This is a genomic window from Achromobacter sp. JD417, from assembly GCF_041879325.1.
GTDB lineage: Bacteria > Pseudomonadota > Gammaproteobacteria > Burkholderiales > Burkholderiaceae_B > Achromobacter > Achromobacter mucicolens.
In genome coordinates this window covers 4,256,694-4,281,221 of sequence record NZ_CP087159.1, presented here as the reverse complement: position 1 = coordinate 4,281,221, position 24,528 = coordinate 4,256,694, and the positions used below count along the sequence as shown (strand labels likewise).

24 protein-coding genes are annotated in these 24,528 nt (G+C 63.4%); 15 read left to right on the top strand and 9 right to left on the bottom strand.

Annotated features, from left to right (window positions below; all coding sequences use genetic code 11):
- Nucleotides 1-8: 8 nt before the first annotated feature.
- The 5 genes from LN047_RS19740 to LN047_RS19720 all read left to right on the top strand — a co-directional run bounded on the left by LN047_RS19740 (nt 9) and on the right by LN047_RS19720 (nt 3,975).
- Entirely contained in the window at nt 9-710 is a 702-nt protein-coding gene (locus LN047_RS19740) for an amino acid ABC transporter permease (RefSeq protein ID WP_062842220.1), read from the top strand.
- Nucleotide 711: 1 nt separating this feature from the next.
- Complete coding sequence (locus tag LN047_RS19735) at nt 712-1,428, top strand: amino acid ABC transporter permease (RefSeq protein WP_056322947.1); 717 nt, start codon at nt 712-714, stop codon at nt 1,426-1,428.
- Entirely contained in the window at nt 1,425-2,150 is a 726-nt protein-coding gene (locus LN047_RS19730) for an amino acid ABC transporter ATP-binding protein (protein WP_056322950.1), read from the top strand. Before LN047_RS19735 ends, LN047_RS19730 begins: the two co-directional genes overlap by 4 nt.
- A gap of 61 nt (nt 2,151-2,211) precedes the next feature.
- Nucleotides 2,212-2,949, top strand: coding sequence for a hypothetical protein (locus tag LN047_RS19725; protein WP_373979958.1), 738 nt, complete (start codon nt 2,212-2,214; stop codon nt 2,947-2,949).
- A 129-nt stretch (nt 2,950-3,078) separates the two neighbouring features.
- Complete coding sequence (locus LN047_RS19720; protein WP_373979957.1) at nt 3,079-3,975, top strand: oxidoreductase; 897 nt, start codon at nt 3,079-3,081, stop codon at nt 3,973-3,975.
- Nucleotides 3,976-4,099: 124 nt separating this feature from the next.
- Here the strand turns inward: LN047_RS19720 and LN047_RS19715 are convergent, their stop codons facing one another.
- From LN047_RS19715 to LN047_RS19700, 4 genes are all read right to left on the bottom strand, one after another.
- Complete coding sequence (locus LN047_RS19715; RefSeq protein WP_226846573.1) at nt 4,100-4,735, bottom strand: hypothetical protein; 636 nt, start codon at nt 4,733-4,735, stop codon at nt 4,100-4,102.
- Between the two features lie 48 nt (nt 4,736-4,783).
- A complete protein-coding gene (locus LN047_RS19710; protein ID WP_226846572.1) occupies nt 4,784-5,290 on the bottom strand; it encodes a hypothetical protein in 507 nt (168 codons plus the stop codon).
- Between the two features lie 144 nt (nt 5,291-5,434).
- A complete protein-coding gene (locus tag LN047_RS19705; RefSeq protein ID WP_373979956.1) occupies nt 5,435-6,022 on the bottom strand; it encodes a TetR/AcrR family transcriptional regulator in 588 nt (195 codons plus the stop codon).
- Between the two features lie 161 nt (nt 6,023-6,183).
- The gene (locus tag LN047_RS19700; RefSeq protein ID WP_373979955.1) at nt 6,184-7,053 is read right to left on the bottom strand and encodes a LysR family transcriptional regulator; all 870 of its coding nucleotides are present in this window, start codon (nt 7,051-7,053) and stop codon (nt 6,184-6,186) included.
- Nucleotides 7,054-7,200: 147 nt separating this feature from the next.
- On the opposite strand from LN047_RS19700, the gene LN047_RS19695 reads away from it, so the two are divergent.
- From LN047_RS19695 to LN047_RS19670, 6 genes are all read left to right on the top strand, one after another.
- Nucleotides 7,201-8,655, top strand: a complete 1,455-nt coding sequence (locus LN047_RS19695) for an MFS transporter (protein WP_226846569.1) — start codon at nt 7,201-7,203, stop codon at nt 8,653-8,655.
- Between the two features lie 79 nt (nt 8,656-8,734).
- Nucleotides 8,735-9,475, top strand: a complete 741-nt coding sequence (locus LN047_RS19690) for an SDR family NAD(P)-dependent oxidoreductase (RefSeq protein WP_373982159.1) — start codon at nt 8,735-8,737, stop codon at nt 9,473-9,475.
- 303 nt (nt 9,476-9,778) lie between these two features.
- Nucleotides 9,779-10,663: a LysR substrate-binding domain-containing protein gene (locus LN047_RS19685; RefSeq protein ID WP_373982158.1), complete on the top strand. Its 885-nt coding sequence runs from the start codon at nt 9,779-9,781 to the stop codon at nt 10,661-10,663.
- Nucleotides 10,664-10,811: 148 nt separating this feature from the next.
- Nucleotides 10,812-12,029 carry a CaiB/BaiF CoA transferase family protein gene (locus tag LN047_RS19680; RefSeq protein ID WP_373979954.1) on the top strand — a complete coding sequence of 406 codons (1,218 nt, stop codon included), beginning with the start codon at nt 10,812-10,814 and terminating at the stop codon, nt 12,027-12,029.
- A gap of 15 nt (nt 12,030-12,044) precedes the next feature.
- On the top strand, nt 12,045-12,905 hold the full coding sequence (locus LN047_RS19675; protein ID WP_373979953.1) for an enoyl-CoA hydratase-related protein: 861 nt from the start codon (nt 12,045-12,047) through the stop codon (nt 12,903-12,905).
- 79 nt (nt 12,906-12,984) lie between these two features.
- Entirely contained in the window at nt 12,985-13,968 is a 984-nt protein-coding gene (locus tag LN047_RS19670; RefSeq protein WP_373979952.1) for a Bug family tripartite tricarboxylate transporter substrate binding protein, read from the top strand.
- A gap of 57 nt (nt 13,969-14,025) precedes the next feature.
- Here the strand turns inward: LN047_RS19670 and LN047_RS19665 are convergent, their stop codons facing one another.
- From LN047_RS19665 to LN047_RS19645, 5 genes are read right to left on the bottom strand one after another with little or no spacing between them, the layout of a single operon-like run.
- The gene (locus LN047_RS19665) at nt 14,026-15,051 is read right to left on the bottom strand and encodes a tripartite tricarboxylate transporter substrate binding protein (protein ID WP_180100627.1); all 1,026 of its coding nucleotides are present in this window, start codon (nt 15,049-15,051) and stop codon (nt 14,026-14,028) included.
- A gap of 56 nt (nt 15,052-15,107) precedes the next feature.
- Nucleotides 15,108-15,881 (bottom strand): SDR family NAD(P)-dependent oxidoreductase, encoded by a 774-nt coding sequence (locus tag LN047_RS19660; protein ID WP_373979951.1) that lies wholly within the window; start codon nt 15,879-15,881, stop codon nt 15,108-15,110.
- Nucleotides 15,878-16,597, bottom strand: a complete 720-nt coding sequence (locus LN047_RS19655) for an SDR family NAD(P)-dependent oxidoreductase (RefSeq protein ID WP_373979950.1) — start codon at nt 16,595-16,597, stop codon at nt 15,878-15,880. The genes LN047_RS19660 and LN047_RS19655 overlap by 4 nt, the downstream gene beginning before the upstream one ends.
- Before the next feature lie 12 nt (nt 16,598-16,609).
- Nucleotides 16,610-17,506: an oxaloacetate decarboxylase gene (locus LN047_RS19650; RefSeq protein ID WP_226846564.1), complete on the bottom strand. Its 897-nt coding sequence runs from the start codon at nt 17,504-17,506 to the stop codon at nt 16,610-16,612.
- 21 nt (nt 17,507-17,527) lie between these two features.
- On the bottom strand, nt 17,528-18,250 hold the full coding sequence (locus LN047_RS19645) for a GntR family transcriptional regulator (RefSeq protein WP_373979949.1): 723 nt from the start codon (nt 18,248-18,250) through the stop codon (nt 17,528-17,530).
- A gap of 296 nt (nt 18,251-18,546) precedes the next feature.
- Here LN047_RS19645 and acnA point away from each other — a divergent pair, with 296 nt between their 5' ends.
- Genes acnA through LN047_RS19625 form a run of 4 tightly spaced genes read left to right on the top strand, consistent with a single transcriptional unit; the run spans nt 18,547 to nt 24,418 of the window.
- A complete protein-coding gene (gene acnA / locus LN047_RS19640; protein ID WP_373979948.1) occupies nt 18,547-21,240 on the top strand; it encodes an aconitate hydratase AcnA in 2,694 nt (897 codons plus the stop codon).
- 30 nt (nt 21,241-21,270) lie between these two features.
- Nucleotides 21,271-22,632: a dihydroorotase family protein gene (locus LN047_RS19635; RefSeq protein WP_373979947.1), complete on the top strand. Its 1,362-nt coding sequence runs from the start codon at nt 21,271-21,273 to the stop codon at nt 22,630-22,632.
- A gap of 33 nt (nt 22,633-22,665) precedes the next feature.
- Nucleotides 22,666-23,394: an isochorismatase family protein gene (locus LN047_RS19630; protein WP_056322987.1), complete on the top strand. Its 729-nt coding sequence runs from the start codon at nt 22,666-22,668 to the stop codon at nt 23,392-23,394.
- A 22-nt stretch (nt 23,395-23,416) separates the two neighbouring features.
- Complete coding sequence (locus LN047_RS19625; protein ID WP_373979946.1) at nt 23,417-24,418, top strand: GTP-binding protein; 1,002 nt, start codon at nt 23,417-23,419, stop codon at nt 24,416-24,418.
- Nucleotides 24,419-24,528 lie beyond the last annotated feature (110 nt).

The following is a 24,528-nucleotide window of genomic DNA, read 5'->3' as shown; positions in this document are numbered from 1 at the left end:
CTGGTTCGATGCACTACATCTTCGACTTTGGCGCCATTTTTCAGGGCGAGTATCCGGACTGGCTGCTCAGGGGGTTGATCACCACCCTGGCGCTGGCCGGGCTTGCCTGGATCCTGGCGTTCTTTGTGGGCAGCCTGTTGGCGGTGATCCGCCTGACGGGCTCGCCCATTGCCAACGGATTGATCGCGACGTACGTCGCGTTCCACCGCAACGTGCCCATGCTGGTGCACATCCTGTTCTGGTATTTCGGTGTGCCGGCCTTGCTGCCGGCCCCCGTCACGGACTGGCTCAACAGCCACGGCAGCGAATTCATCCTGTCGTGCATCGCGATCGGGCTGGTGATGTCCGCGTATGTCTGCGAAGACCTGCGCAGTGCGGTGCGCGGCATTCCGCCCGGCCAAGTCGAGGCCGCGCGCGCGCTGGGCCTGAGCTTTCTGAAGACCATGCGCAAAGTCGTGCTGCCCCAGGCTTTTCGCATCGCCATTCCGCCGCTCTTGAATCAGACCCTGCTGCTGCTCAAGAACACCAGCCTGGCGATGGCCATCGGCGTCACCGAGCTGACGGCGGCCGCGCGCGAGATCGAGAACAACACGTTCCGCACCTTCGAGGCGTACGCGGTCGTGACGGTGATCTACCTCTTGCTCTCGTTCGTCATCATGGGCGGAGGCGCAATGCTGCAACGACGCTATCGTCCGCTGGGAGTCCGCTGACATGTGGGACATACTCAAAGACAATTGGCTGCTGCTTCTGATCGGGCAATATCCGCATGGACCCATCGGCGGGCTGGTGGCCACGCTGGGCCTGGCCGCGATCAGTCTTGCCTTGGCGCTGCCGTGCGGGGTGCTGCTGGCGCTGGGCCGCATCAGCCCCTATCGCATCTTTTACTGGCCTTCGTCGGCCGTGGTCTACCTGGTGCGCGGCCTGCCGTTGCTGATGTTCATCTTCTGGGCCTATTTTTTCGTGCCCCTGATCATCGGCCGTCCCGTGGCGGGCACGACGACCATGGTGGTCGCGCTGGTCTGCTACGAAAGCGCCTATCTGGCCGAGATCATCCGCGCCGGCATCCAGGCGCTGCCGCCCGGTCAGCAGGAAGCCAGCCGCGCGCTGGGCCTGTCGTACATGCAGACGATGCGCCGGGTCATCCTGCCGCAGGCGCTCTATAACATGCTGCCCAGCATGCTGAGCCAGTTCGTGTCCACCGTAAAGGAGACCTCGCTGGCCTACGTGATCAGCGTGCAAGAGCTGACCTACGCCGCCAACCAGATCAACAGCGTCCTGCTGACCAAGCCCTTTGAAGTCTTCGGGCTGCTTGCGCTGACTTATTTCGTCCTGAATTTTGGCCTGAGTCTCCTGGTGCACCTGACCGAACGCCGCATCGGCCGCCGGCGCGCCGGACCTGCGCCTACCCAGAAAGTGGTGCCCACATGATCCGATTTTCCGAAGTGCAGAAGTGGTATGGCGATTATCAGGCGCTGGCCGACGTGACCGCGCAGGTCGCCCGGGGCGAGGTCGTGGTGGTGTGCGGACCCTCCGGGTCCGGAAAATCCACGCTGATCCGCACCGTCAATCGGCTGGAGCCCATCCAGAAAGGGGTGATCGAAGTCGACGGCAAGGACATCTACGGCAAGGACGTGCACCTGGACGCATTGCGCAGCCATATCGGCTTTGTGTTCCAGCAGTTCAATCTCTTCCCGCATCTGTCCGTGATGGAAAACCTGATGCTGGCGCCGCTGCAACTGAAGCGCGCCCGCCGCCCCGAAGCGCGCGAGCGCGCGATGCAACTGCTGGAACGCGTGGGTCTTGCGCACAAGGCCGATGCCTTCCCCGCGCAATTGTCCGGCGGCCAGCAGCAGCGCGTCGCCATTGCGCGCGCCCTGGCCATGAGCCCGCCCGTCATGCTGTTTGACGAACCCACCAGCGCCCTCGACCCGGAAATGGTCGGCGAAGTGCTACAGGTGATGAAAGGCTTGGCAAAGGACGGCATGACGATGGTCTGCGTGACGCACGAGATGGGCTTCGCGCGGGAAGTGGCCGATCGCGTCTGGTTCATGGACGCCGGCCGCATCGTCGAAACCGGCACCCCGGACGCGTTCTTCAACCGGCCGCAAACGGCCCGGGCGCAGAAATTCCTGGCGGAAATCCGGCATTGAGGCCTGAGGTTGCCGTGCGGCGGGCGTTACTATCGCCAGACCACAAGCCGCAAGGAAGGGAATGAATCAGAAGCCGCGCACGACCAAACGCCGCCGCATTCCGCGCAAGGTCTGGGCCCTGGGTCTGGCCATCGCCGCAGGCGCGGCGGTTTATGCCTGGAATGAATCCCCGCTGGGTCCGGGCCTGACCGAAAGCAAGATACACAAGATCCTGGTCGACGCCATGGAGACGCCCACCAACGCGCCTGGCAGCGCCTGCGTCAACGTGGTGGGTGTGCGTCCCTTGCCGACGGATGTCTATACCGTCTTCCTGCAAGAGCAGGACAAGATCGTGCAAGGGTTGATCAAACACCAGCTCATCACGGTCAAGCGCGTCAGTGCCGACGGCGACGGTTCACCGCCCAAACCGGGAGAGAACCCCGAAGACGCCACCAGCCACATGACGCTGACCGAAAAAGGCCGCGCGTACTACACGGACGGAGAGGCCCACATCGGTTCCAAAGTGCTTTACACCGCGAAGTTCTGCGCGCCCGGCCTGCAAGTGGGCAAGATCCTCAACTACACCAAGCCAGGCAAGAATCCGTTCGACGATAACCCCAACGCGGTTTCGGCGGTCAAGTTCGAATGGCGGCTGGATCGCGCCACCGCGGGTTGGGCGGCGGACCCAGCCTTCTATCCTCAGATAAGCGGCTTTCCCCCCAAGGACCAGCCGGACGAATGGCAGACCCGCCACATCATGCTGGAACGAAAAGATGGCGTATGGGGGCTGGGAGACAGGCCCTACACGATTCGCTGGTAAGCGGGCCTGCGCCAGTGGCTTGGCGGTCTTTTGACGTGCCAGCAGCCTTGGAAGGCGGGCTTGTCTTCAGGTGGCAGACAACGTTTTCGCTTTAAGGTGTCGTTTGCAAGCCAATAAGGAGGTCATGCCATGACACCCGCAACAGACATCGCAATCGCCATCGTTGGTCCGGGCGCCATCGGCACAACGGTTGCCGCCGCGCTGCATCAGGCCGGCCGTACGCCGCTCTTGTGCGGCCGCACGCCCCGGGACCGGCTGACGCTCCTGGATGGCGATCGCCGCGTTGACGTTCCCGGCCCTGTACTGACGGATCCGGGTCAGGCCGGCCGCAAGATGGACCTCGTTTTCCTCGCGGTCAAGGCGACGCAGACCGAGGCAGCATCGGGATGGCTCGCGGCATTGTGCCGGCCAGATACCGTGGTCTGCGTGTTGCAGAATGGCGTCGAGCAATTGGAAGCGGTTGCAACGCATGCGCCGTCCGCGCGGATCATCCCCGCTGTCGTGTGGTTCCCCGCGCAGGCGCAAGCCGACGGCTCGGTGCGTTTGCGCGGGGATGCGCGCCTGAGCCTGCCCGATCTGCCGGCCGCTCACATGGTTGCCGAGGCGCTGCAGGGGACTCAGTGCGCAGTGGAAATCACCGAAGATTTCCAGACTGTGGCTTGGCGCAAGCTGCTGCAAAACGCAGTCGCTGGCCTCATGGCCCTCACGCATCGCCGCGCGGGCATGTTTGCCCGGCCGGACATCGCCAAGCTCTCCTTGGCGTATTTGCGAGAGTGCCTGTCTGTGGCGCGCGCGGAAGGCGCAAAACTTGGAGACGAGGTCCCGCAGGAAATCCTCGCCAAGTTTCAAGCCGCGTCCCCCGACCTGAGCACGTCCATCCTGACGGACCGCGAAGCCGGCCGCCAACTGGAATGGGAGATACGAAACGGCGTGATCTCGCGTTGTGCACAGGCCCATGGCCTATCCACGCCGATCAGCGACATCATCGTGCCCTTGCTGGCTGCGGCGAGCGACGGGCCGGGCTGAACGCGGCCCGGGCGGCCAAAGTCCGCGCCAACCATCAACGCGGTCTGACACGTCCGCGATTGTCCGAAGACGCTGTAGACCAGCGCTTTCCCACACCACGCCACTCGCCACGGTGTTCATGCCGTCAGTTTGCGCTGCTGCGAGCGGGTAAAAGGAAGCGCGAGTCAGGTGTACGGCGCGCGGCTTTCGCGGCTCGGTCGAGTTCACGGCCATGCGCTTCATCCGTGCTGCTACGCGCTTTCGCGGCTGCGGCGACGGGGCCGACCCTGTCCGGCGCAACGAATGCGGCTGCGCTCATCTGCTCTGCAACGACCGGCGGGACGCCCGCCGCGTACCGGTACGCTTGCTGAGGCAAGAGGCCCTGTATTGTGCCGAGGTCATTGGCCGCGTTCGTGCGCGCCTGCTGTTTGGACATTTCTTCTTGGGCGGCCCGGTTTGCCGCCTGCGCATGCGCCACTTGCCTGGCCTGCTGCGCGTGATAGGCCTCGATGGCAAGTTTCAGGCAATGCGCCGTGTACGCCTCGCCCAGCGGATTGATGGCAGAGCGAGTCTTGGTAACGGGTTCGATGGGCGGCTTGGGGGTTGAGGCTATAGCCTCCGATGCGGCGTTACGCACGGCCGGTAGCGGTACGAACCGCGGCGCCTGTGATCGCGCCGCACGCTCTGTTTGCGTCTGGGCGCGCAGGCGCTCAACACGGTAAGGATTGCTGGCGTCGTCGGCGCGGGCCGGCGCCAGCGGGTTTAGGGCAGCTAAGCGCAAGAGAGCTCCTGGTTCAGGCGTCTTAAAGTGCATTGGTGGTTGGGACGGCTACGAGCGCTGTCCGCGGACGCGCCGCTGCGATCGAATCCAGATCAACTGGGACACGGCCCCCACGACAAATACAGCCAGCCATCCCGCCAGCACACTGCGAACCAAGTGAGATTGCGGCCCGTCGGCAAGCGGATGGGACACGGGAAGTCGCGTCAACGTTTCCGCGATTCCTGGGACCCACAGCAGGAAGAAACTGAATGAGTACCCCAGTTGCGACAGATAAGGCCGCGCTCGCGAAAGCAATGACGTGCGCGAGATGAGCAGGGCGGCTGACACCGACAGCAGGGCCAGGATGCCGAGCGCGTGTCCGGCGTTGAACCCGCCGGAGCTGGACAGCCCAAAAGATGTCAGGACGGCGGCCACCAAGCCGCCTAGATATAGCTTGCCGGCGCCAGTGGCTGCATTGATTTCGCGATAGCGTGCAAAGCTGTACAGCCCGGCTAGCGCGGCTGCCAGACTGATAAGGGTGTGGGTGACGCCGAGCGCGGAAATGGGGTGTGGCATGGCAATGGTCCTTGTGGTTTATGGATGAGGGTTCATCACGAGGCAGGCTGCAAGGCTGCGGCAGCATTAAGCGAATGAACCAACTAGTTGGTCGGTTATGGGCGCAAAAAAAGGGCACACACCGGGGTGCGCGCCATGGTTGTGTCAGGCGGAGCTGGTCAGTTGACGGAGGGCAGCCCGCGAAATGGCCGCGAATGCCTGGGGATCTCCACACGCTCGCGCAGTCAGCATGGCGCCGTACACGGTGGACATGAAGGCTTGGGCTTCGGCCCGCACGTTGTCACGGAGCTGAAATTGCCCTTTTGCCGCGCCGCTCTCGAGCACTGCCGCGATCCAGGCGGCCAACTCACCGAAATAAGCGCGCACCTCGTCCGCGATCGTCGTGGGAATCATGGGCAATTCCGCCGCCAGCATCGCGCAGATACAAAGGGGCATCGTGCCCTCGCGGATGCACTGGGCCCAATACTCGGTGTAGGCCGTCAAGCGGCCGAGCGGATCAAGAACCCGCTGGTCCAGTGCCGCCAAGCCTTCTCGCGACTGACTTCGGTGCTGGACAACGACGGTGAGGACCAGGTCCGCCTTGCTGGGGAAGTGGTGGTGAATACTGGGTTTGCCAATGCGGACCCGTTCGGATATGTCGGCATAGCTAAACCCGTGGTAACCCCCGGCGGCAAGCAGTTGCTTGGCCTGTTCGACGATTTCGGCGGCACGTGGGGACAGCTCGAGGCTCATTTGGGTGGGACCTTGAAAAGGACGGCGTTCAGGGTGAAAGAGGCGCGTCCTTGGACGACTGCCGGCCAATCTACTAGTTGGTCGGTAGAGTGTCAAGATTTCGTTGGCCAGCCCATTGAGAGAAGGTATGCCGCGTCCAGCTCAATGGCCGCAGGAAGCGTTCAAGGTGTGGGAATGTTGGAATTCGATAGCATCGCGTCGGCGATATCCAGCATTACCCGCAAGCGATCCATGTGGCGCAGGTCCTGGTGGTAGCCAACCCATATATCCCGCGTAGGCGGTTGATCCGGCGTGTCCAGGCGCTGCAATCCGGAAACTGCATCGCCCAGCGGCCTTGGCAGTACGGCGATGCCTACGCCCCGCAAGCACATCTGCGCCTGCACCGAGCGATTCGTGCTGGTAAACGCGCGCCGGCAGTGCGGAAACCTTTCCAGCACCCAAGCCACATCTGGGAAATGCGACTGTGCGGTGTTCATCAGAATGACACCCACGGATGCGGGGTTGTCCTGCAAGGCCTGGGCGGTCGCCGCCGACGCATACACCCCGTATGACATGCGCATCAGACGGCGCTGGACGATATCCGGTTCGCTGAACGGCACGATGCGAAAGGCCACGTCGGCCTCCCGCCGTGAGAGATCGAGCAAGCGATGGCTGGCAATCACTTCCGGCACGACAGCGGGATGGCGGTGTGTCAACTCGACCAGGACCGGCGCCAGGACATAGCCGGCGAACCAATCCGCTGAGGAGATTCGCAGGATGCCTTCAAGACGCTGGTCGTTGCCGGTCAGACGCCTTTCCATGGATAGCGCGGAATCCTCCATGGACTCCGCCAGCGCCCGCACAGTGTCACCGGCATCCGTGAGCACCAGGCCATCCTTTGTTCTCCGGAAGAGCGCCTGCTTGGCTTCCTCCTCAAGCACCTTGATTCGGCGACCCACAGTCGGATGACTCACGTTCAGTGCACGGGCCGCGCCGCCCAAGGATCCGCTGCGAGCGACCGCCAAAAAGATGCGAACATCGTTCCAATCCATGCCCATCCCGCCGTACAAAAATGTACGGAAAATATACATTGATGTCAGTGGTAGAACAATATTGTTCAGAGCATCATGCGCTTCATGAAATGTCCTGGCGAACCTTCGCGCCCACGCTCAGGCACATCTGAATTGGAGCCTCACGCTATGAATGTTCAACCCCGGCACGTCGCAGGCGCGTTCGAAGCCGCGCTGGCGTCATCCGAACACGCCGCTGGGAAACCAGCCCCTGACCCCCGTCGCTGGCTCGCCTTGGCCGTCCTGTTGACCGGCACACTGCTGCCACCTCTGGACTTCTTCGTGGTCAACGTGGCGCTACCTGCGATCAGGACGGACCTGCAAGCTTCTTCCGACGTCTCGCAATTGGTGATATCGGTGTATGCCGCTGCCTACGCCGTCACATTGATCTTGGGCGGTCGTCTGGGTGATCTTTATGGCCGCAAGCGGGTATTTATCGCTGGCATGCTCGGATTTGGCGTCGCGTCGGCGTTGTGCGGCCTGGCGCCGTCACCGGGCGTGCTTGTCGCCGGCCGGCTGCTGCAAGGGATATCTGCAGCGGTCATGGCGCCGCAATCGTTGGCATCGATCCACGCCATGTTTCCGCCAAGTGAGAAGAATCGCGCGCTCAGCCGATACGGCGCGACCTTTGGCTTGGCCTCCGTGGGCGGCCAACTGCTCGGCGGAGTGCTGGTTTCCACCAGTCCTTGGGGATTGGGGTGGCGCAGTGTGTTCTTGATCAACCTTCCGATCATCATCGTTGCCATTCCGGCCGCAACAAAGTTGCTGCGCGAAAGTCGCGCCGAACATTCGCCACGCTTGGACGTACGGGGGGCGGTGCTGCTGGCGATGGGCTTGCTGGCGCTCGTGGTGCCACTGATCGAAGGGCAGCAACATCGATGGCCGGGGTGGTGCATCGTGCCGCTGGCGTTGAGCATGCCGTTGTTATGGCGCTTCTGGCAGCACGAAAAGGCAGAGGAGAGCGCCGGCAGAACGCCGCTGGTTCTGCCATCGCTTCTTGCCGGGCGCGGGTTGCGACGCAGTCTGGCATCAACGTTCCTCTTCTATGCGCTCGCCGCGTTCTTCCTGGTATTCGCCGTGTACGAACACGCCGGCCTGGGGCACGATGCGTTGACAGCCGGCCTGGCCATCCTGCCGCTTGGCGTCGGGTTTTTCCTTGGCCCATTTTGCAGCCCGCACATCGCTCGGCGAATGGGCTCACGAACCGCCGGCGTTGGCATGCTCATGGAGGTGCTCGGTCTGGTCATGGTCGCAGCGCTGGCGTTGGCCGGTGCGTCGTCGTGGTTGACGTTGCCCTTGTTTCTGATTGGCGCAGGGCAAGGTATCGCCCTACCTGCGCTCGTGCGCCTGAACGTGGACCATGTGGAAACACGCTGGGCCGGTCTGGCCTCGGGTTTGGTAAACGCCACCTTGCAGATCAGCGCCGCAGTGAGTGTTGCCTTGTTCGGTGGCCTGTTCATCGCGATCGCCCCGGATGGGGCAAGCGCTCAGGACGTTCAGCGTGGGTTTGCCGTGGCTTCATTGGCGATAGGCGCGTCGCTGGCGCTGGCCGCTGCACTAAGTTGGAGACGCCAAGAACCATGAGAATTCGACATTCCTTTTGCATCGTGGATGCATGCTTTCAAGAGAACACGCCGTCATGAACAATGCCTTGAAAAATCCCTTGCCTGGTCTCGCCCATAAACGCGCGCTTGTAACGGGCGCGGCGCGTGGCATCGGCGCGGCCATCGCGCTCAAGCTGGCCGAAGAAGGCGCGGACGTTGCTATCACGTACGAAAAATCGGTTGAGAAGGCCGAGGCGCTGGTTGCCGAAATTCGCGCCCTCGGCCGCGAAGCTATCGCCATCCAAGCCGATGCGGCAAGCCCCGATGCCGTGAAGGCCGCGGTTGCGCGCACCGCGGAAGAACTTGGAGGGCTGGACATCCTTGTCAACAACGCTGGCGTTTTGATCTCAGGCCCATTCTCCGAACAATCGCTCGAGCAGATAAGCCGGCAACTGGACGTCAACGTGCGAGGCGTATTCATGACCACCCAGGCCGCGCTGAAATACCTTCCCGATGGCGGCCGCATCATGACGATTGGAAGCAATGCCGGCCTGTCTGTGCCATTCGCGGGCATCGCGGTCTATGCGGCGACCAAGTCGGCGATGGAGAGCTTCACCCGTGGGCTGGCGCGTGAGCTGGGTCACCGTCACATCACCGTTAACCTGGTTCGTCCTGGCCCCATCGACACGGACATGAACCCCGCCGAAGGTCATCTCGCAGCCTCCATCCTGCCAAGTCTGTCTATTGCCCGCTACGGAAAGACCCGCGAGGTCGCCGAAGCCGTCGCCTTCCTGGCGGGGCCTGGCGCTGCTTATGTCACCGGATCGGGAATCCTCGTCGATGGCGGCATAAGCGCGTGATACGCAAGATCTTGACCAGCGAGCTTGCCCGCCGAGGCCGGATAACGCTCTGGGGGTGACGCTTGTTCGAGTCATCACTTTAGCCGCGATGCCGAGGTCAGGCTCAGTCGTGTAGGCCTACACACGCGATGTGGTCCGGACGCGCCTCTTGTCTGGCGATATCGAGGCGCCATGATGCGCTTGAACGCCGGCTCGGTTGGCACCGCTTCTGTGCCTTTCGGCCGCGTCAAGCAATCAGGCTACGGTCGCGAGGGTGGGCTCGGCGCTATAGTAGCGTCGCGTCAACGTAAGACTCTCACTGCCATGGCCCGCCGCGATCTACTTCCGCCACTGAATCCCGCCCGAGCGTTCGAAGCCACTGGACGCCTGCTTAGCGTATCCAAGGCAGCCGATGAATTGTGCGTGACGCCTGCGGCGGTCAGCAGGCAGGTGCGTGCGCTGGAAAACTATCTGGGCACGCCGCTGCTTTTACGCACACGCGGCCGCCTGGAGTTGACGCCGGCGGGCGCACGTTACCTGTCGGACTTGATTCCGTTGTTCGCAACCCTGCGCGAAGCCACGCAGGCGGTTTCCGGCAGCAACGTGGGCCGAGATACCTTGCGCATCAGGTCGCCCGCCACCTTTGCCGTACGATGGCTCATCCCGCGACTGGCAAGTTTTCATCAGAAGCATAAAGACATCGACGTTCAAGTCATGACGTCGTTCGCGCCACTGGATTTCCAGCGCGAAGACATCGACGCAGGCATACAGCTGGGCGATGGCCGCTGGCCGGGGATGCGCACCCTGCAGCTTGTGCGCAACGAGTTGGTTGCTGTGGTGGCCCCCACGCTGCGGCTGTCGCAAAGGAAACAACTGGCGACGCAAACCTTGCTGCATTCGATGGCCCGGCCCGACGATTGGATGCTATGGCTGCGCGCCGCAGGTTTGCGCAACGTCAACCCCGCGCAAGGCATGAAGTACGAAACCTCCTTGCTTGCCTACCAGGCAGCCATCGAAGGTCATGGCGTCGCCATTGCCCAAAAGGCCCTGATCGAGAAAGAGCTGACAGACGGGACTTTGGTGGCGCCGCTGGATCGCGTTCTGGATCGTGAGGATTACACGTATTACTTCGCGTGGCCTACGGGCAAGCCCCAATCCAGGGCGTTGCGTCTATTCCGCGATTGGCTGGTCACCCTCGTCGCCCTCTGAACCGCGCGCGCCTGCACTGACCTCTTTACAAAAAGTCAAAGCGTCCTGCCGATAAAGTCGTTTGCCGGCTAGATCGGCCCTGCCTATTCTGCCCGCATGACAAGTGATCACGACCACCTATCAGGCCGTGTCGCGCAGGAGCCAGGATATGTTCAAACGCAGCTTGCAAGGTGTGCGAGTCGTGGATTTCTCGCACGTACTCGCGGGGCCCGTCTGCACCATGATGCTCGCAGATATGGGTGCGGAAGTAATCAAAATCGAGCCGCCGGGCGGGGAACTTGGGCGGCAGATCGGCCCTCCCTGGATCGCGGGAGAAAGCGCCGTCTATTTGAGCGTGAATCGCAACAAGCGCGGCCTGGCGCTGGATCTGAAGTCCGACGGCGGCCGAGAAGTCGCCCGTCGCTTGATCAACCGTGCGGACGTGGTGGTCGAAAACTACCGGCCGGGCGTCATGCAGTCGTTTGGGCTGGACTACGACACGCTGGCCGACAGCAACCGCAGATTGGTGTACTGCTCGATCTCCGCTTATGGCCAAACCGGCCCGCTGCGAGGCCGGCCTGGTGTGGATGGCATCATCCAGGCCGCCAGCGGCTTGATGAGCACCTTGGGCATCGCGGGCGGAGAGCCGGTAAAAGTCGCAACGCCCGTCGCCGACATGGTCACTGCCTATATCGCGACGATTGCGATTCTGGCGGCGTGCAACGCGGCACAGCGCAGCGGCCAAGGCGAATACCTGGACATCAGCCTCTACAACGCGACGCTGATGCTGCAGCAGATCGGGTACGCATCGTTTTTTGCCTCGGACGCTGTACCCGCCAAGGCTGGCAGCGCCGCTCCCTACGCCGCACCCAATGAAGCCTACCAGACCCTCGATGGATGGATCATGGTGGCCGCCTACCATCCCCAGCGCTGGCGGGCGCTGTGCGCCGTCTTGGGGGCGGGGGAGCTGGAACATGATCCGCGCTTTGCCAGTAATGAGTGCCGGGTCGCTCATCGCGAAGAACTGCGCCGGGTGCTGACGCCGTTGTTTCGGCAGCGTGCCACCGAAGCGTGGGTAAGTCGGCTGTCCGGACTGGACATCCTGTGTGCGCCGGTAGCGAACTACGACGATGTCGTCCGCTCGCAGGAATACGCCGCTAGCGGAATCGACAGTTGGGTTGACCATCCTGTTGCTGGAAAAGTGCGCATGCCGGGCTTTGCGCCTGGGCCTGCTCACGCGGCAAGCGCGCACGAGCCCATCACCGCCGCGCCAACGCTGGGCCAGCACAGCCGCCAAATCCTGAATGAATGCGGCTATGACACAGCCCAGATAGACGCCATGTTCAGTAGCGGCGTGCTGGGTAAGCCCGAACGATTTTCTACATAAGCCAAGGAGACACCGATGAAAACCAATGAATCCAGCGTCTCGGGAAGTGCCTGCATCCCGGGTGATGTGCTGATCCGGCAAGATGTCGCCGACGGCGTTCTCACATTGAGCCTTAATGACCCGGACTCAGGCAATGTCATGTCGGTGCGCATGGCTGAGGCCCTTGCCGAGGCACTGGAGCAGGCCAATACGCTGCCAGACGTTCATTGCGTATTGCTGCGCGCCAATGGCAAGTACTTCTGCACGGGCGGCAATGTGAAAGACATGGCTCGAGGATCCGACTTGATGCAGGGGTCGGTCACAGAGCTACGCGCCCGGCTGAAATCGACGCTGCATCGAATCACGCATGCAATGCAAGCATTGCAGGTGCCGTCCATTGCCGCGGTCAATGGCGCCGCGGTCGGAGCCGGCTGCGACCTGGCGCTTATGTGCGACCTGCGTGTGGCCAGCGAACGCGCGACGTTTGCCGAGAGCTTCCTGCGGCTCGGCCTGGTATCCGGCATCGGCGGCGCCTGGTTCTTGACGCGCATCGTGGGGAGGGCAAAGGCGTTGGAGCTAACGCTGACCAGCGAGTTCATTGATGCCCAGACCGCGCTGCAATTAGGCATGGTTTCCCGTGTCGTGGCGCCGGAAGCGCTGGACGAGACAAGCGCCGCCTTGGGCCGCCGCATCGCATCGAACCCACCCCAGGCCTTGCGCATGGCCAAGCGCCTGGTATTGGATGCCGCCGAATCCACCTTGCCGATGGCGCTGGAGGCTGCTGCCGCCATGCAGGCGATTTTGCTCTGCGGCGATGAACACAAGACCGTCGTGCGCGAGTTTCTGGCGCAACGCGCCCGACGCGATCTCCAGCCGAAACCCGCTGGCGTGCGTTGACAGCGCAACCGCGGACGGTGGCATGCGCAACGTGCGCGTCCTCGACGCCGGCACGGAATAATCACAGGAGACAAAAATCATGATCCGCATCACTGCATTTATCATCCGCGTGGCAGCGTCGTTGTCGGCCGCTCTCGGTCTTGCCTGGGCCGTACCGGCGCAAGCGGCCGATTACCCTGCAAAACCCCTGACATTTGTCGTGCCCTTCGGCGCGGGCAGCGCGACCGATTTGCTGGCACGCGCATTGTCAGCGTCGCTGACACAACAAACGGGGCAAGCTGTCGTCGTGGAGAACCGACCCGGCGCGAGCGGCATGATCGCCGCGCAGCATGTTGCCCGAGCTACCCCCGACGGCTATACGGTGTTAATCACCAGCAATACGACGCAAGCCGCCAATCCGCATCTATTCAAGAAGCTTCCCTATGACCCGGTGGGGGATTTCACGCCGCTGACAGGATTGGGACGCGGCGGCCAGATTCTGGTGGTGAAAGTCGATTCTCCGTACCGCACCGCCGATGAGTTGATTCGCGCGGCACGGCAAGCCCCAGGAAAGTTGAGCTTCGGCAGCGGCAATTCGTCCAGCCGCATGGCAGGCGAAATGCTCAAGCAACTGACCGGGACCGATATCGTCTGGGTCGGCTACAACAGCAATCCCAATGCGCTCAACGATCTGCTGGGGGGGCACATCGACATGATGGTGATTGACACCGTGACGGGCTTGTCGCAGATCGAAGCTGGCAAACTGCGTCCGCTCGGCGCGTCAACCCTTGAACGCCTACCTCAACTTCCAGAGTTGCCCACCCTGGACGAGGCCGGCATCAAAGGTTATGACATGGGCTATTGGTTCGCCGCTTACGTTCCAGCCGGCACACCCGCGCCGATGGCAGCGAAGCTTAGACAGCTGTTGGTCAAGGCGGTCGGCAGCGACGGCGCGCAAGCGTTCTTTCGGAACTCGGCAACCCAGGCGTGGACAACGACCCCCGACGAGTTGAGACAGTTTCAGGCTACCGAGATTCAAAAATGGGGCAATGTCATCAAGGCGGCCGGAATCGAGCCGGAATGAGCTGCCCCTCCAACCCAATTGCCCAGCCCCGCGCTTGCGGGGCGGGCGGGATGCTGATTAGTCGATGCGGGCGCCGGAGATCTTGACCGCCTCGGCCCACTTCGCAATTTCCTTCTGCACGAAGGCCTGGAACTGTTCCGGCGTGCTAGGCGTGAACTCGCTACCGGCGGCGATCATCTTTTCCTTCGCCTTCGGGTCGGACATGGCTTCGCGTATATCCGCCGAGATCTTCTCCACGAGCGGCTTGGGCGTGCCCTTGGGCGCAAAGAAGCCAGACCAGGGCGGCGCGGCATAGCCCGCAAAGCCCTGCTCCGCAACGGTTGGGTAGTCTGGGGCGCTTGCAAAACGCTCAGCGGTGGTCAGCGCCACGATCTTCAGCTTGCCGCTCTTCGCGTAGGCTTGCACGGCGGGCAGGCCGGTGATGCCTACCTGGATCTGACCGCCCAGCAGGTCGGTCACCATTGGTGCACTGCCGCGATAGGGAATGTGCGAGAGCTCGAACTTGCCCTGGCTCTTGATCAGCTCCATCCCCAGGTGCGAAGCGGTGCCGTTGCCGTCGGAGCCATAGGAATAGTGCGCATCGGGCTTTTTCAGCAGGGCGATGAGTTCTTGCAGGTTGTTGGCCGGCACGTCATTGTTGACGATGATGGCATTGGGATAGAGCGTGGCTTGCGTGATGGCTTCGAAATCCTTGATCGGGTCGTAGCGCATGTTCTTGTAGAGCGAGGTATTGATGCCGTGCGACCCCGTGACGCCCAGCACAAGGGTGTAGCCATCGGGCGCTGCGCGCGCGACGTATTCCGAGCCAACGTTGCCGCCCGCGCCCGGCTTGTTCTCGACGACGACGGATTGCCCCCATTTCTTGGACAGGCCTTCGGCTACCAGGCGCGCGGTAAGGTCGGTGGCGCCGCCGGCCGGGAACGGCACCACGATCGTGACCGGTCGCGTTGGAAAGTTGTCAGTACCCTGCGCAAAGGCAGGGGCGGCGACAAGCCCGACGGACCCGGCAAGCGTGGCCAGCAGGCCCAGGGCTCTGCGGCGCGACATGCGCGTGTGCGTTGCGGAAGTAATCGAGTGCGTCATGATTCAAGCCCCTTGTTATGTGGTGTAAGCACTGCGTGAATAAGACGGTGACCGCGCTACTGCGCGGTGTAGCCGCCGTCGGCACGAATGTCCGTGCCGGTGATGAACGAGGCATCCTCGCTGATCAGAAAAACTGCGGTCCTTGCGATTTCTTCCGCGGTGCCAAGCCGCCCGACCGGATATTTGGTGGCTAACGCAGCGCTGGCAGCGTGTTCGCCGCCGTAGCGATCCACTAAACGGCTGGTCAAGACCGCGCCGGGCGACAAGCTCAGCGCACGGACCCCGTCGGCGGCATGGTCCACTGCAATGGCGCGCGCCAGCGCGATCATGCCTGCCTTGCTCGCGCCATAGGCGCCGCGCCCTGGCGCGGCCACGCTGCCTAATTGCGAAGCAATGTTCAGCACGACGCCGCCGCCATTGCGCGCCATATGCGCAATCGCCCACTTGCTCATCAGCCATGCGCCGGTCAGGTTCACGTCCAGCGCGAGCCGCCATTGTTCAGGTGTCAGGTCAGCGACCTTCACGCCTGGCGTGACCGTGGCGGCGTTGTTTACCAGCGTGTCGATGGCGCCCCAGTGCGTAGCGACGCGTTCCACGGCCGACCGCGAGGCGCTGACGTCCGCGATGTCGCACCGCAGGGCCAGGATTCGGGATGGCGCGACGGCCAACGTCCGGCAGCATTGCGCCAGCATGTCCTCGTCCCGATCCAGCAAGGCCACACGGGCGCCGGCATCCAGACAATGCTTGGCGATAGCCTGGCCCAGCCCGCCGGCAGCGCCGGTCACAATCACGACTTTTCCGTCCAGCACGGGTGCGTTCGCTGTTGTCATGACGTCATTGCCCCCAACGAGGCGCCGCCGCAGACGTAGAGCGTCTGCCCTGTGATGGCTCCCGCCTCGTCGCTCAGAAAGAAGGCGATGGTCGCGGCAACTTCGTGCGCGTCAATCAGGCGGCCCAGCGGCAGGTTCACGCTCGGCGCGGCCCCGCGCTTGGGATCATTCAGCATGGGGGTGTCCACCGCGCCGGGCGCGACGACATTGACCGTAATGCCGCGCCCGACGAGTTCCGCGGCCAAGCTCCGCGCCATGCCAATCTGTGCGGATTTGGTGGCGGCATACGCCAGGCGGTGCGCGCGGCCCAGCACGGCGCGGCTGGACACCAGCACAATGCGGCCCCGGCGGTCTGGAAGTTGCGGCGCTAAGGCCTGGACCAGCGCCATCGGCGCTGCGCCATGCAGGCGCCAGAGCAGCGCTGCGTCTTCCGGTCGCGTGTCCAGCGCGCCGCCCGTGCGCACCAGACCGGCGCAGTGCACCAGCGCGGTCGGGGCGCAATCGCCCAGACCCGCGCACAGGGCGTGCAGCGCGGCCGGGTCGGACAGGTCGCAAACGTGGTGGCAGTACTGGGCGTTGTCGTGGACGGCGGCGGGCGCAATGTCCACGCCGGTCACCCGCCAGCCCGCCGCCAGAAGCCGCTCGGTCAACGCAAGACCGATGCCGGATGCCGCGCCTGTCAGGACGCAATGCGCCGACGCGCTACGCTCGATCATGTCAGTGCCTGATTAGTTGTCCAGCGTCGTCAGGCGCTTTTCCATCGCGCGCATCTGCTCGTAGCCCATCAGTTGCATGATGTCTTCGATGCCCACCAGCAAATCGGGGCGATCCGCGGGTTCACCCGTGGTGATCACACCTTGCATGACCTGCAGGGCCTGGCGCATGCCGTGGATGGCGGCAGCGGGCAGCATGCGCGGAAGGCTGATGCGCTTGACGCCGATCTCCTTGAGGCGCGGCAGCGGAATCAGCGGCGTGGTTGGGCGGTTGCGGATGCCGAAGCCCATGTTGATGCTGACGGGGATGCCTGCGGCGTCGACAAGCCGTTTGATGTCGTCTTCGGTGCGGACCGCATCGGGGAACAACATGTCTGCGCCCGCCTGGGCGTATGCGCGGGCACGCTTGACCGCGCCTTCAATGCCCTCGATGGCGAGCGAGTCCGTGCGGGCGATGATGACGAAATCGTCGTCACGTCGTGCGAGGCAGGCAGCCTCGATCTTCTTGACCATCTCGGCCTGGCTGACAACGTCTTTGCCGGGCATGTGACCGCAGCGCTTGGGGCTGACCTGGTCCTCGAGGTTGATGCCTGCAACGCCGGCTTCCTCGAACATCTGCACCGTGTGGTAGACATTGACGGGGTTGCCGTAGCCGGTATCCGCGTCGGCAGTAAGGGGGATGGAGACGGACCTTGCCAGGTGGCGGCAGTGGGTAACGTTTTCGGCCAGGCCCATTACGCCGATATCGGCGATGCCCAGCAGCGCATTCGACACGGCCGCGCCGCTGGTGCAGGCGGTCTTGAAGCCCGCAGCTTCAACCAGGCGAACGCTGTATCCATCGTAGACACCGGGGGACACGAGAAAAGGTTCGTTCTTCAGCAATTGCCGGAACTGGTGGCGCGGGTTGTTCATGTCGTGCTGCTCCAAAGGGCGTTATGCGGCCGAGACGGGATGTCCGGCGATGCCGGATGCCCCTTCTGCCAGGTGTTCAAAAAGGTGTTGTGCTGCGCGTTCGATGTGAGAGCGCATGAGCGACTCAGCCAGCTCAGGATCGCGCGCGCGGATGGCGCGCAAGATCTGCCAGTGTTCGGCGTAAGCGTCGTCCTTGCGTTCGAGCACGGTGCCCGAGTGCCGGCGATAGACGCGCAACAGGTGATAGAGGTCGCCGCACAGGGCATTGATGATGCGGTTGTTTCCGCTGGCCAGCACGATGCGCTCGTGAAAGTCGAAGACACGCGGCGCGGGCGCGCCGCCGCTGGCCGCGGCCAGGCGGCGTTGCCGGTCCTGCTCCAGTTCGGCTAGCAACTGCGCGATTTCCTCGTCGCTCATTCGGCGAGTGGCCAAGTTGCAGGCTACGCCTTCCAGCGCCATCCGCATTTGAAACAGTTCCAGCGCGGACTCCGCCGACAGGGTCACCACGCGCGCCTTGATGTAGGGCTCGCGCGTGACAAGTTGAATGCCTTGCAGGCGCCGCACCGCTTCACGAACCGGGCCGCGGCTGACGCCGAACTCCTGCGCCAGCGCCACCTCGTTGATGACGCTGCCCGGCGCAAGCCGGCCTTGGTAGATCGCTTCCAGCACTCGGTCAAACACCACGTCGGCCAACGGGCCGGAGGCGTCTTCCTTGGGAGTGGTGGGGGCCGTGGAGATGGTCATAGTGTTAACAGCCTATCAAGGGAGTTATAAAAGTGTCAACTCTTTGGATTGAACAATCGGTTGATCAAATTCCGGGTTGGCGGGGTATTGCTACAGCGACAAGAGGATTTTACGCTTATTTATCAGGGTCTTCCCTAGGTGTAGCCCAACAGATCGGATGTTGGCACTTTCGGCCTGGGTGATCGTCGCACTATTAAGCTTGCTGACGCTTTGCGTATTCTCGGCGTTAGTGTTGACACTATTGTTTTTGAGGCCGTAAGATGGCTTCAATTGATATTCTCGCGATTACGATTGCCATGATCCAGTCTTTCTCCTGTAGCGGCAGGGTGCTGCGCTACGCGGATCTGTCCGTTGCCGCCCAATCGGAAGGGCGCGACATCCAGACGTATCCCTATGTCATCCGCGTGCTGCTGGAGAATCTTCTGCGGCACCGAGCCTGGGGCGCGGCCATATCGGATGCGGAAATCCGCAGGCTGTGGGATTGGGGAACGCACCCTGGGGCGGATTTGCCGCTGCATGTGGCCCGCGTGATCCTGCCGGACTCCAGCGGGCTGCCGGTATTGCAAGACCTGGCGGCGCTGCGCGACGCGGTCGCCCAGGCTGGCGGAGATGCCTCGCAGGTCGACACGCGAATTCCGGTGGATCTGATCGTGGATCATTCGCTTCAGGTCGACTATTGGGGCGAGTCAGGGGCGATGCAGCGCAATCTGCGCCGCGAATTCGAACGCAACGACGAGCGCTACCGGTTCCTTAAGTGGGCGCAGCAGGCCTTCAAGGGACTGCGCGTCATCACGCCTGGCATCGGGATCATTCATCAGGTCAACCTCGAATATTTGGCGCCGGTGGTTGCGCGTCAGTCACGACAGGACGGCGAATGGGTCTACCCGGATTTCGTGATCGGCGGCGATTCCCACACGCCCATGGTCAACGCGCTGGGCGTGTTGGGTTGGGGCGTGGGCGGCATCGACGCCGAGGCGGCCCTGTTGGGCCATGCCTACACCTTTCCCATTCCGGAGGTGGTTGGGGTGCGGCTGCACGGCGCCATTGAGGCGCCAGCCCTCACGACGGATGCTGCGCTGCTGGTGACACAGCGACTTCGCGCCGCAGGCGTGGTGGGCAGCATGGTCGAATTCTTCGGCCCCGCGGTGGCGGCGCTCAGTGTGCCCGAGCGAGCCACGATCGCCAACATGGCGCCCGAGTATGGCGCCACCTGTGGCTTTTTTCCGATCGACGCGCGCACGCTGGAATACGCGCGCATGACCGGGCGCAATGAAGAACAACTCGCGCTGATCGAAGCCTACGCGCGCGTCAACCTGTTGTGGGGTGACGCGTCGCAAGCGGCGCCCGCCTATAGCCGGGTGATCGACATCGACTTGTCGGCGGCCCGCCCAAGCCTGGCTGGTCCGCGCCGCCCGCAGGACCGCATGGATGTGTCGGATGTCGCTGCAGACTTCCTAAGCCGTCTGAGCGTGCCGCAGTCGGAAGGCGGGTTCGATGTGACCACGGACGCCGCGCGTCCGGCGAGCCGGGACGTCGTCGGCCATGGCTCGGTGGCGCTGGCGGCGATTACCTCTTGCACCAATACCTCCAACCCCAGCGTGATGCTGGCGGCCGGCCTGATCGCACAGAAGGCGCTGGCGCTTGGCCTGACGCCGCCCGCCTGGGTCAAGCGATCGCTGGCGCCCGGCTCGCGTGCAGTTACCCGCTACCTGGAAGCCGCAGGGTTGCTGACGGCGCTGCAAGCCCAAGGCTTTCATGTGATCGGCTACGGCTGCACGACTTGCGGCGGCAAGTCAGGCCCCCTGGATTCCGCGGTGGCAGACGCCATTGTCGAACGCGGCCTGGTCGCCGCCGCCGTGCTGTCGGGAAATCGGAATTTCGAAGGTCGCATCCACAAGCTGCTTCGCGCCAACTACATCGGGTCGCCGGCGATGGTGGTGTTGTACGCGCTCGCGGGCCGCATCGACCTGGATTTCGAGCACGAGCCGCTGGGGCCGGGCGCGGACGGTGCACCGGTCTATCTGCGCGATGTCTGGCCCAGCCAGGAAGAGATCGCGGCCTTGATGCCATTTGCTTCAGCCCCTTCGCTGTTTGCCGAAGTCTATGATCCCGCCAGCCTGGACAGCGCGATCTGGCAAGACTTGTCCGCGCCGGCAGGCTTACGTTTTCCCTGGGACCCAGACTCGCAATACCTGGTCGAGCCTCCATTCTTCAAAACCGAACCCGGCCGCGACGCGCTGGACGACTTGGCGTGCGCCTTGGCGCGCGGACGGGTGCTGGCGGCGTTCGGCGATTCGTTGACCACCGACCATATTTCGCCCAGCGGTGAAATCCCCGCCGATACGCCCGCGGGCATGTACTTGATCGGCAAGGGCGTGGCGCCGCGCGATTTCAACACCTATGTGGCGCGCCGCTGCAATCATCACGTCATGACGCGGGGCACCTTCGCCAACATCCGCATCAAGAACGCGCTGACGCCGGGCGTGGAAGGCGGCGTCACCCGCCACTATCCCAGCGGCAAGCTCATGCCGATTGTCGATGCCGCGACGGCCTACCGCGATGCCGGCGAGGCCTGCGTCATCCTGGGCGGCAAAGACTACGGCATGGGCAGCAGCCGGGATTGGGCTGCGAAGGGCTCGGCGCTGTTGGGCGTGCGCGCGGTGATCGCGGAGTCGTTTGAACGCATCCATCGCGCCAATCTGGTGGGCATGGGGGTGCTGCCGCTGGCGTTCGCCCACGGCCAAGGCTGGCGTGCGTTGGGGCTGACCGGCGCGGAGACGCTGCGCTTGCAGAATGTGGCCGATGGCGTATTGAAGGGGGAACCCATCGACGTGATCGCCGAGGACGGGGATCGCCAGGTGCGTTTCCAGGCCTATGCCCAGGTGCTTACGCACGCCGAACGCAAGCTCATCACGGAAGGCGGCATCCCCGCCAGCGTCCTCAACGCATTCTTGACCGACACGGCGGCCGCCGACACGGCCCATTGCTGACAACGCGCATCACTCAGGAAACTCGACATCATGCTGGATCTCTTACTGACCAATGCAAGGCTGCTGCTGCCGCAGCAAGGCCTGACCGAGGGCGTGCTGGGCGTCATTGACGGCCGCATCGCCATAATCGCCGAACCAGGCGCGCCGCTCGCGGCCCGTGAAACGATCGATTGCCAGGGACTGTGGGTGCTGCCAGGCCTGATCGATCCTCACGTTCACTTCGGCTTCGGCTCTCCGGAGACCGACTTCGAGACCGAGTCGCGCTTCGCCGCGCTCGGCGGCACCACGACAGTGCTGTCGTTCCATCGTTCCGCCGACATCCGTGAATCCTTTGAAAAGGTGCGCGACCGCGCGCTGTCGCAAAGCTGTGTCGACTTCGGCTTCCATTTCGGCATCACCAGCAATCTGCATGTGGATACGCTCGAGGAAACCTCACGCCGATTCGGCGTGTCATCCTACAAGCTCTACATGATGTACAAAGGGGCGGCCGGACTGTCCAAGGGATTTACCGACATCGACGACGGCCTGCTGTATTCGGCCTTGCGCGCCACGGCCGCCATCCCCGGCGCAATCATGGGCGTGCACTGCGAAAACGTCGAGGTCATCCCTGTCCTGAGAGACCCCCTGCGCGCGGCAGGCCGTGACGACTTGAAGGCCTGGAACGAGCAGAGCCCGGACTTCCTGGAAGCCGAGAACGTACATCGCGTGTGCTATTTCGCGGCGAAGACGGGCGCTGCGGTCAACATTGTGCACCTGAGCAGCCGCGAAGCGCTGGACGAGGCGCGGCGCCATCGCCGCACGCCTGGCGCACCGCCCATTTACGTCGAGACCTGCCCGCACTACCTCTTCCTGAACGATGAATCGCCCGCCGGGACTTATGCGAAGGTCAATCCGCCGGTGCGAGGCCAGAGCGATGTGGAAGCCATGTGGGAAGGCGTGCTGGACGGCTCCATCACCACGATAGGCACCGACCACGTGCCCCGCAAGCGGGCCACCAAGGACACCGACATCTGGGCGGCCAGCAATGGGTTCCCGGGCACCGGCCTGATGTTGCCGATCTTGCTGCACGAAGGCTACCACCGCCGTGGCGTCCCGCTGGAAACGCTGATGAAGGTCAGTGCCGAGAGTGCGGCACGCATCTATCGCATGCCGGGCAAGGGCAGCATCGAGAGCGGCAAGGACGCGGACCTGGTGATCGTCGACCCCGACCTGCAACGCACGGTCGATCCGGCCACCCTGGAATCGAACTCCGACTATTCGCCTTACGAGGGCATGACCCTGAAAGGCTGGCCCATACGCACGCTGGTGCGCGGGCGCACCGTGGCGCAGGACGGCCGCATCACGGACGCGGCCCGCGCCAATCCTGGCGGCCGCTATCTCAAGCGTCTTTGAACTGAATCCATCTCCCTTCTGACGGAAATTATTATGAGCGACACCAAGCGAATCTGGGACGACTTCCTTACCGAACGCGACAAGCAAGTGCTGGCTCAGGCCGGCTACGGCAAGCGCGGTGGCTTCGGCAAGCGCCCCGCGCTGTTCATCATCGACGTGCAATACAACTTTTGCGGCGACACGCCTCAAGACATCCTGGAAGGCCTGAAGCAATATCGCACCCATTGCGGCCGCGAGGCCTGGGACGCGGTCGCGCATATTGTGCCGCTGCTGGAACTGGCGCGCGACAAGAATATCCCCGTCTTCTACACCGAAAGCGGCCGGCGCGCCGACCTGTTGGATAGTGGCGTGCAGGTGGGCAAGAACCACCGCGGCGGTGAAAAAACCGTGCTGGCAAACACCCATGCGACGCAAACCGTGGAGCCGCTGGCGCCGCGCCCGCAAGACATCCGCATCACCAAGCAGAAGCCATCCTGCTTCTTCGGCACGATCTTCATGAGCCACCTGAATTTTCTCGACGTGGACACGCTGATCCTGGTGGGATGCACGTCGTCAGGATGCCTGCGCGCCACCACGGTTGACGCCTACTCCTACAATTTCAAGGTAATCATTCCCGAAGAGGCGGCGTTCGACCGCTTCCAGGCCAGCCACGCCATGAGCTTGTTCGATCTGAATTGCAAGTATGCGGACGTGATTCCCTCTCGCGAGGTGCAGGACTATCTGCGCGGCCTGCCCGCGCCCGCCGACGCGGCCCGTGAGTGATCCGCAGAAGGATGCCGACGCCATGGCCATCAATGCCGGACCGATTCCCGTCTACCTGTTGACCGGCTTCCTGGGAAGCGGCAAGACCACACTGTTGTCGCGTCTGGTGCGCAGCCCGCGCTTTGCCGATACGGCGGTGGTCATCAACGAGTTCGGCGAGATCGGCCTGGACCACATGCTGGTCGGCAAGGCGGATGACACCGATGTCGTGCTGCTGGATTCCGGCTGTCTCTGCTGCGCGGCGACAAGCTCGCTGCAAGACACGCTTGAGTCGCTGTACTACCGTCGCCAGCGCGGTGAAATTCCGCAATTTGAGCGGGTGGTGGTAGAGACCTCGGGGCTGGCTGACCCGTGTCCGGTCATCAACACGCTATCTGCCGACCCCCTGATCGCCCGCCATTACCGCTTCGGCGGCGTGGTGGCGACGGCGGATGCGCTGCACGGGATGGCGACGCTGGACGCCTATCGCGAAGCCAGCACTCAGGTCGCCATCGCCGACCGCATTGCGCTGACCAAGGTGGATCTGGCCGGGGACGGCGCGATTCAGGCGGTAAAGGCAGCGCTAAGGGAATACAACGCCAATGCGCCAATCCGCGCTGTGTCGCCTGGCACGGTGGACGAGGACGCGCCCGCGCTGTTTGACGGCCTGCGTCCAGAACATCTGGACGCGGCTGTGTTAAAGGAGGCAGCGCCAGCCGCCTTCAAGCCGGTGGCGCATGTGTTGCGCTACGGCATTGTGTCCTATGCATTCCGGCAGCATACGCCCGTAACCTGGGAAGCCTATGCGAACTGGACCCGGCACATGCAACGCCATGTCGGAGAGCGCCTGTTAAGGGCCAAGGGCGTGCTGCGTTGGGAAGACGGCAGTCTGCGCGCCGCGCATGGCGTGCGGCTCGTATTCGCCACGCCCGAGCCGATTGCCGAGCCGGAAGGCGCGGCACGGGCGACGGGCGCCATGGTCGTGATCGTGCAAGACATTTCCGCAGATGAAGTTGAGCAAGCAATGCAGCCGCTAGGCATGTGAGGTCCGGGAAGCGCTTCCCCGGATGCGTGTCTCATACCAGGCACGGGTTCGGCTGGCAGCAGCGCCAGGCAAGCAGGGAATTTCTGCCCTGGCTGAATGAACGTCCCACC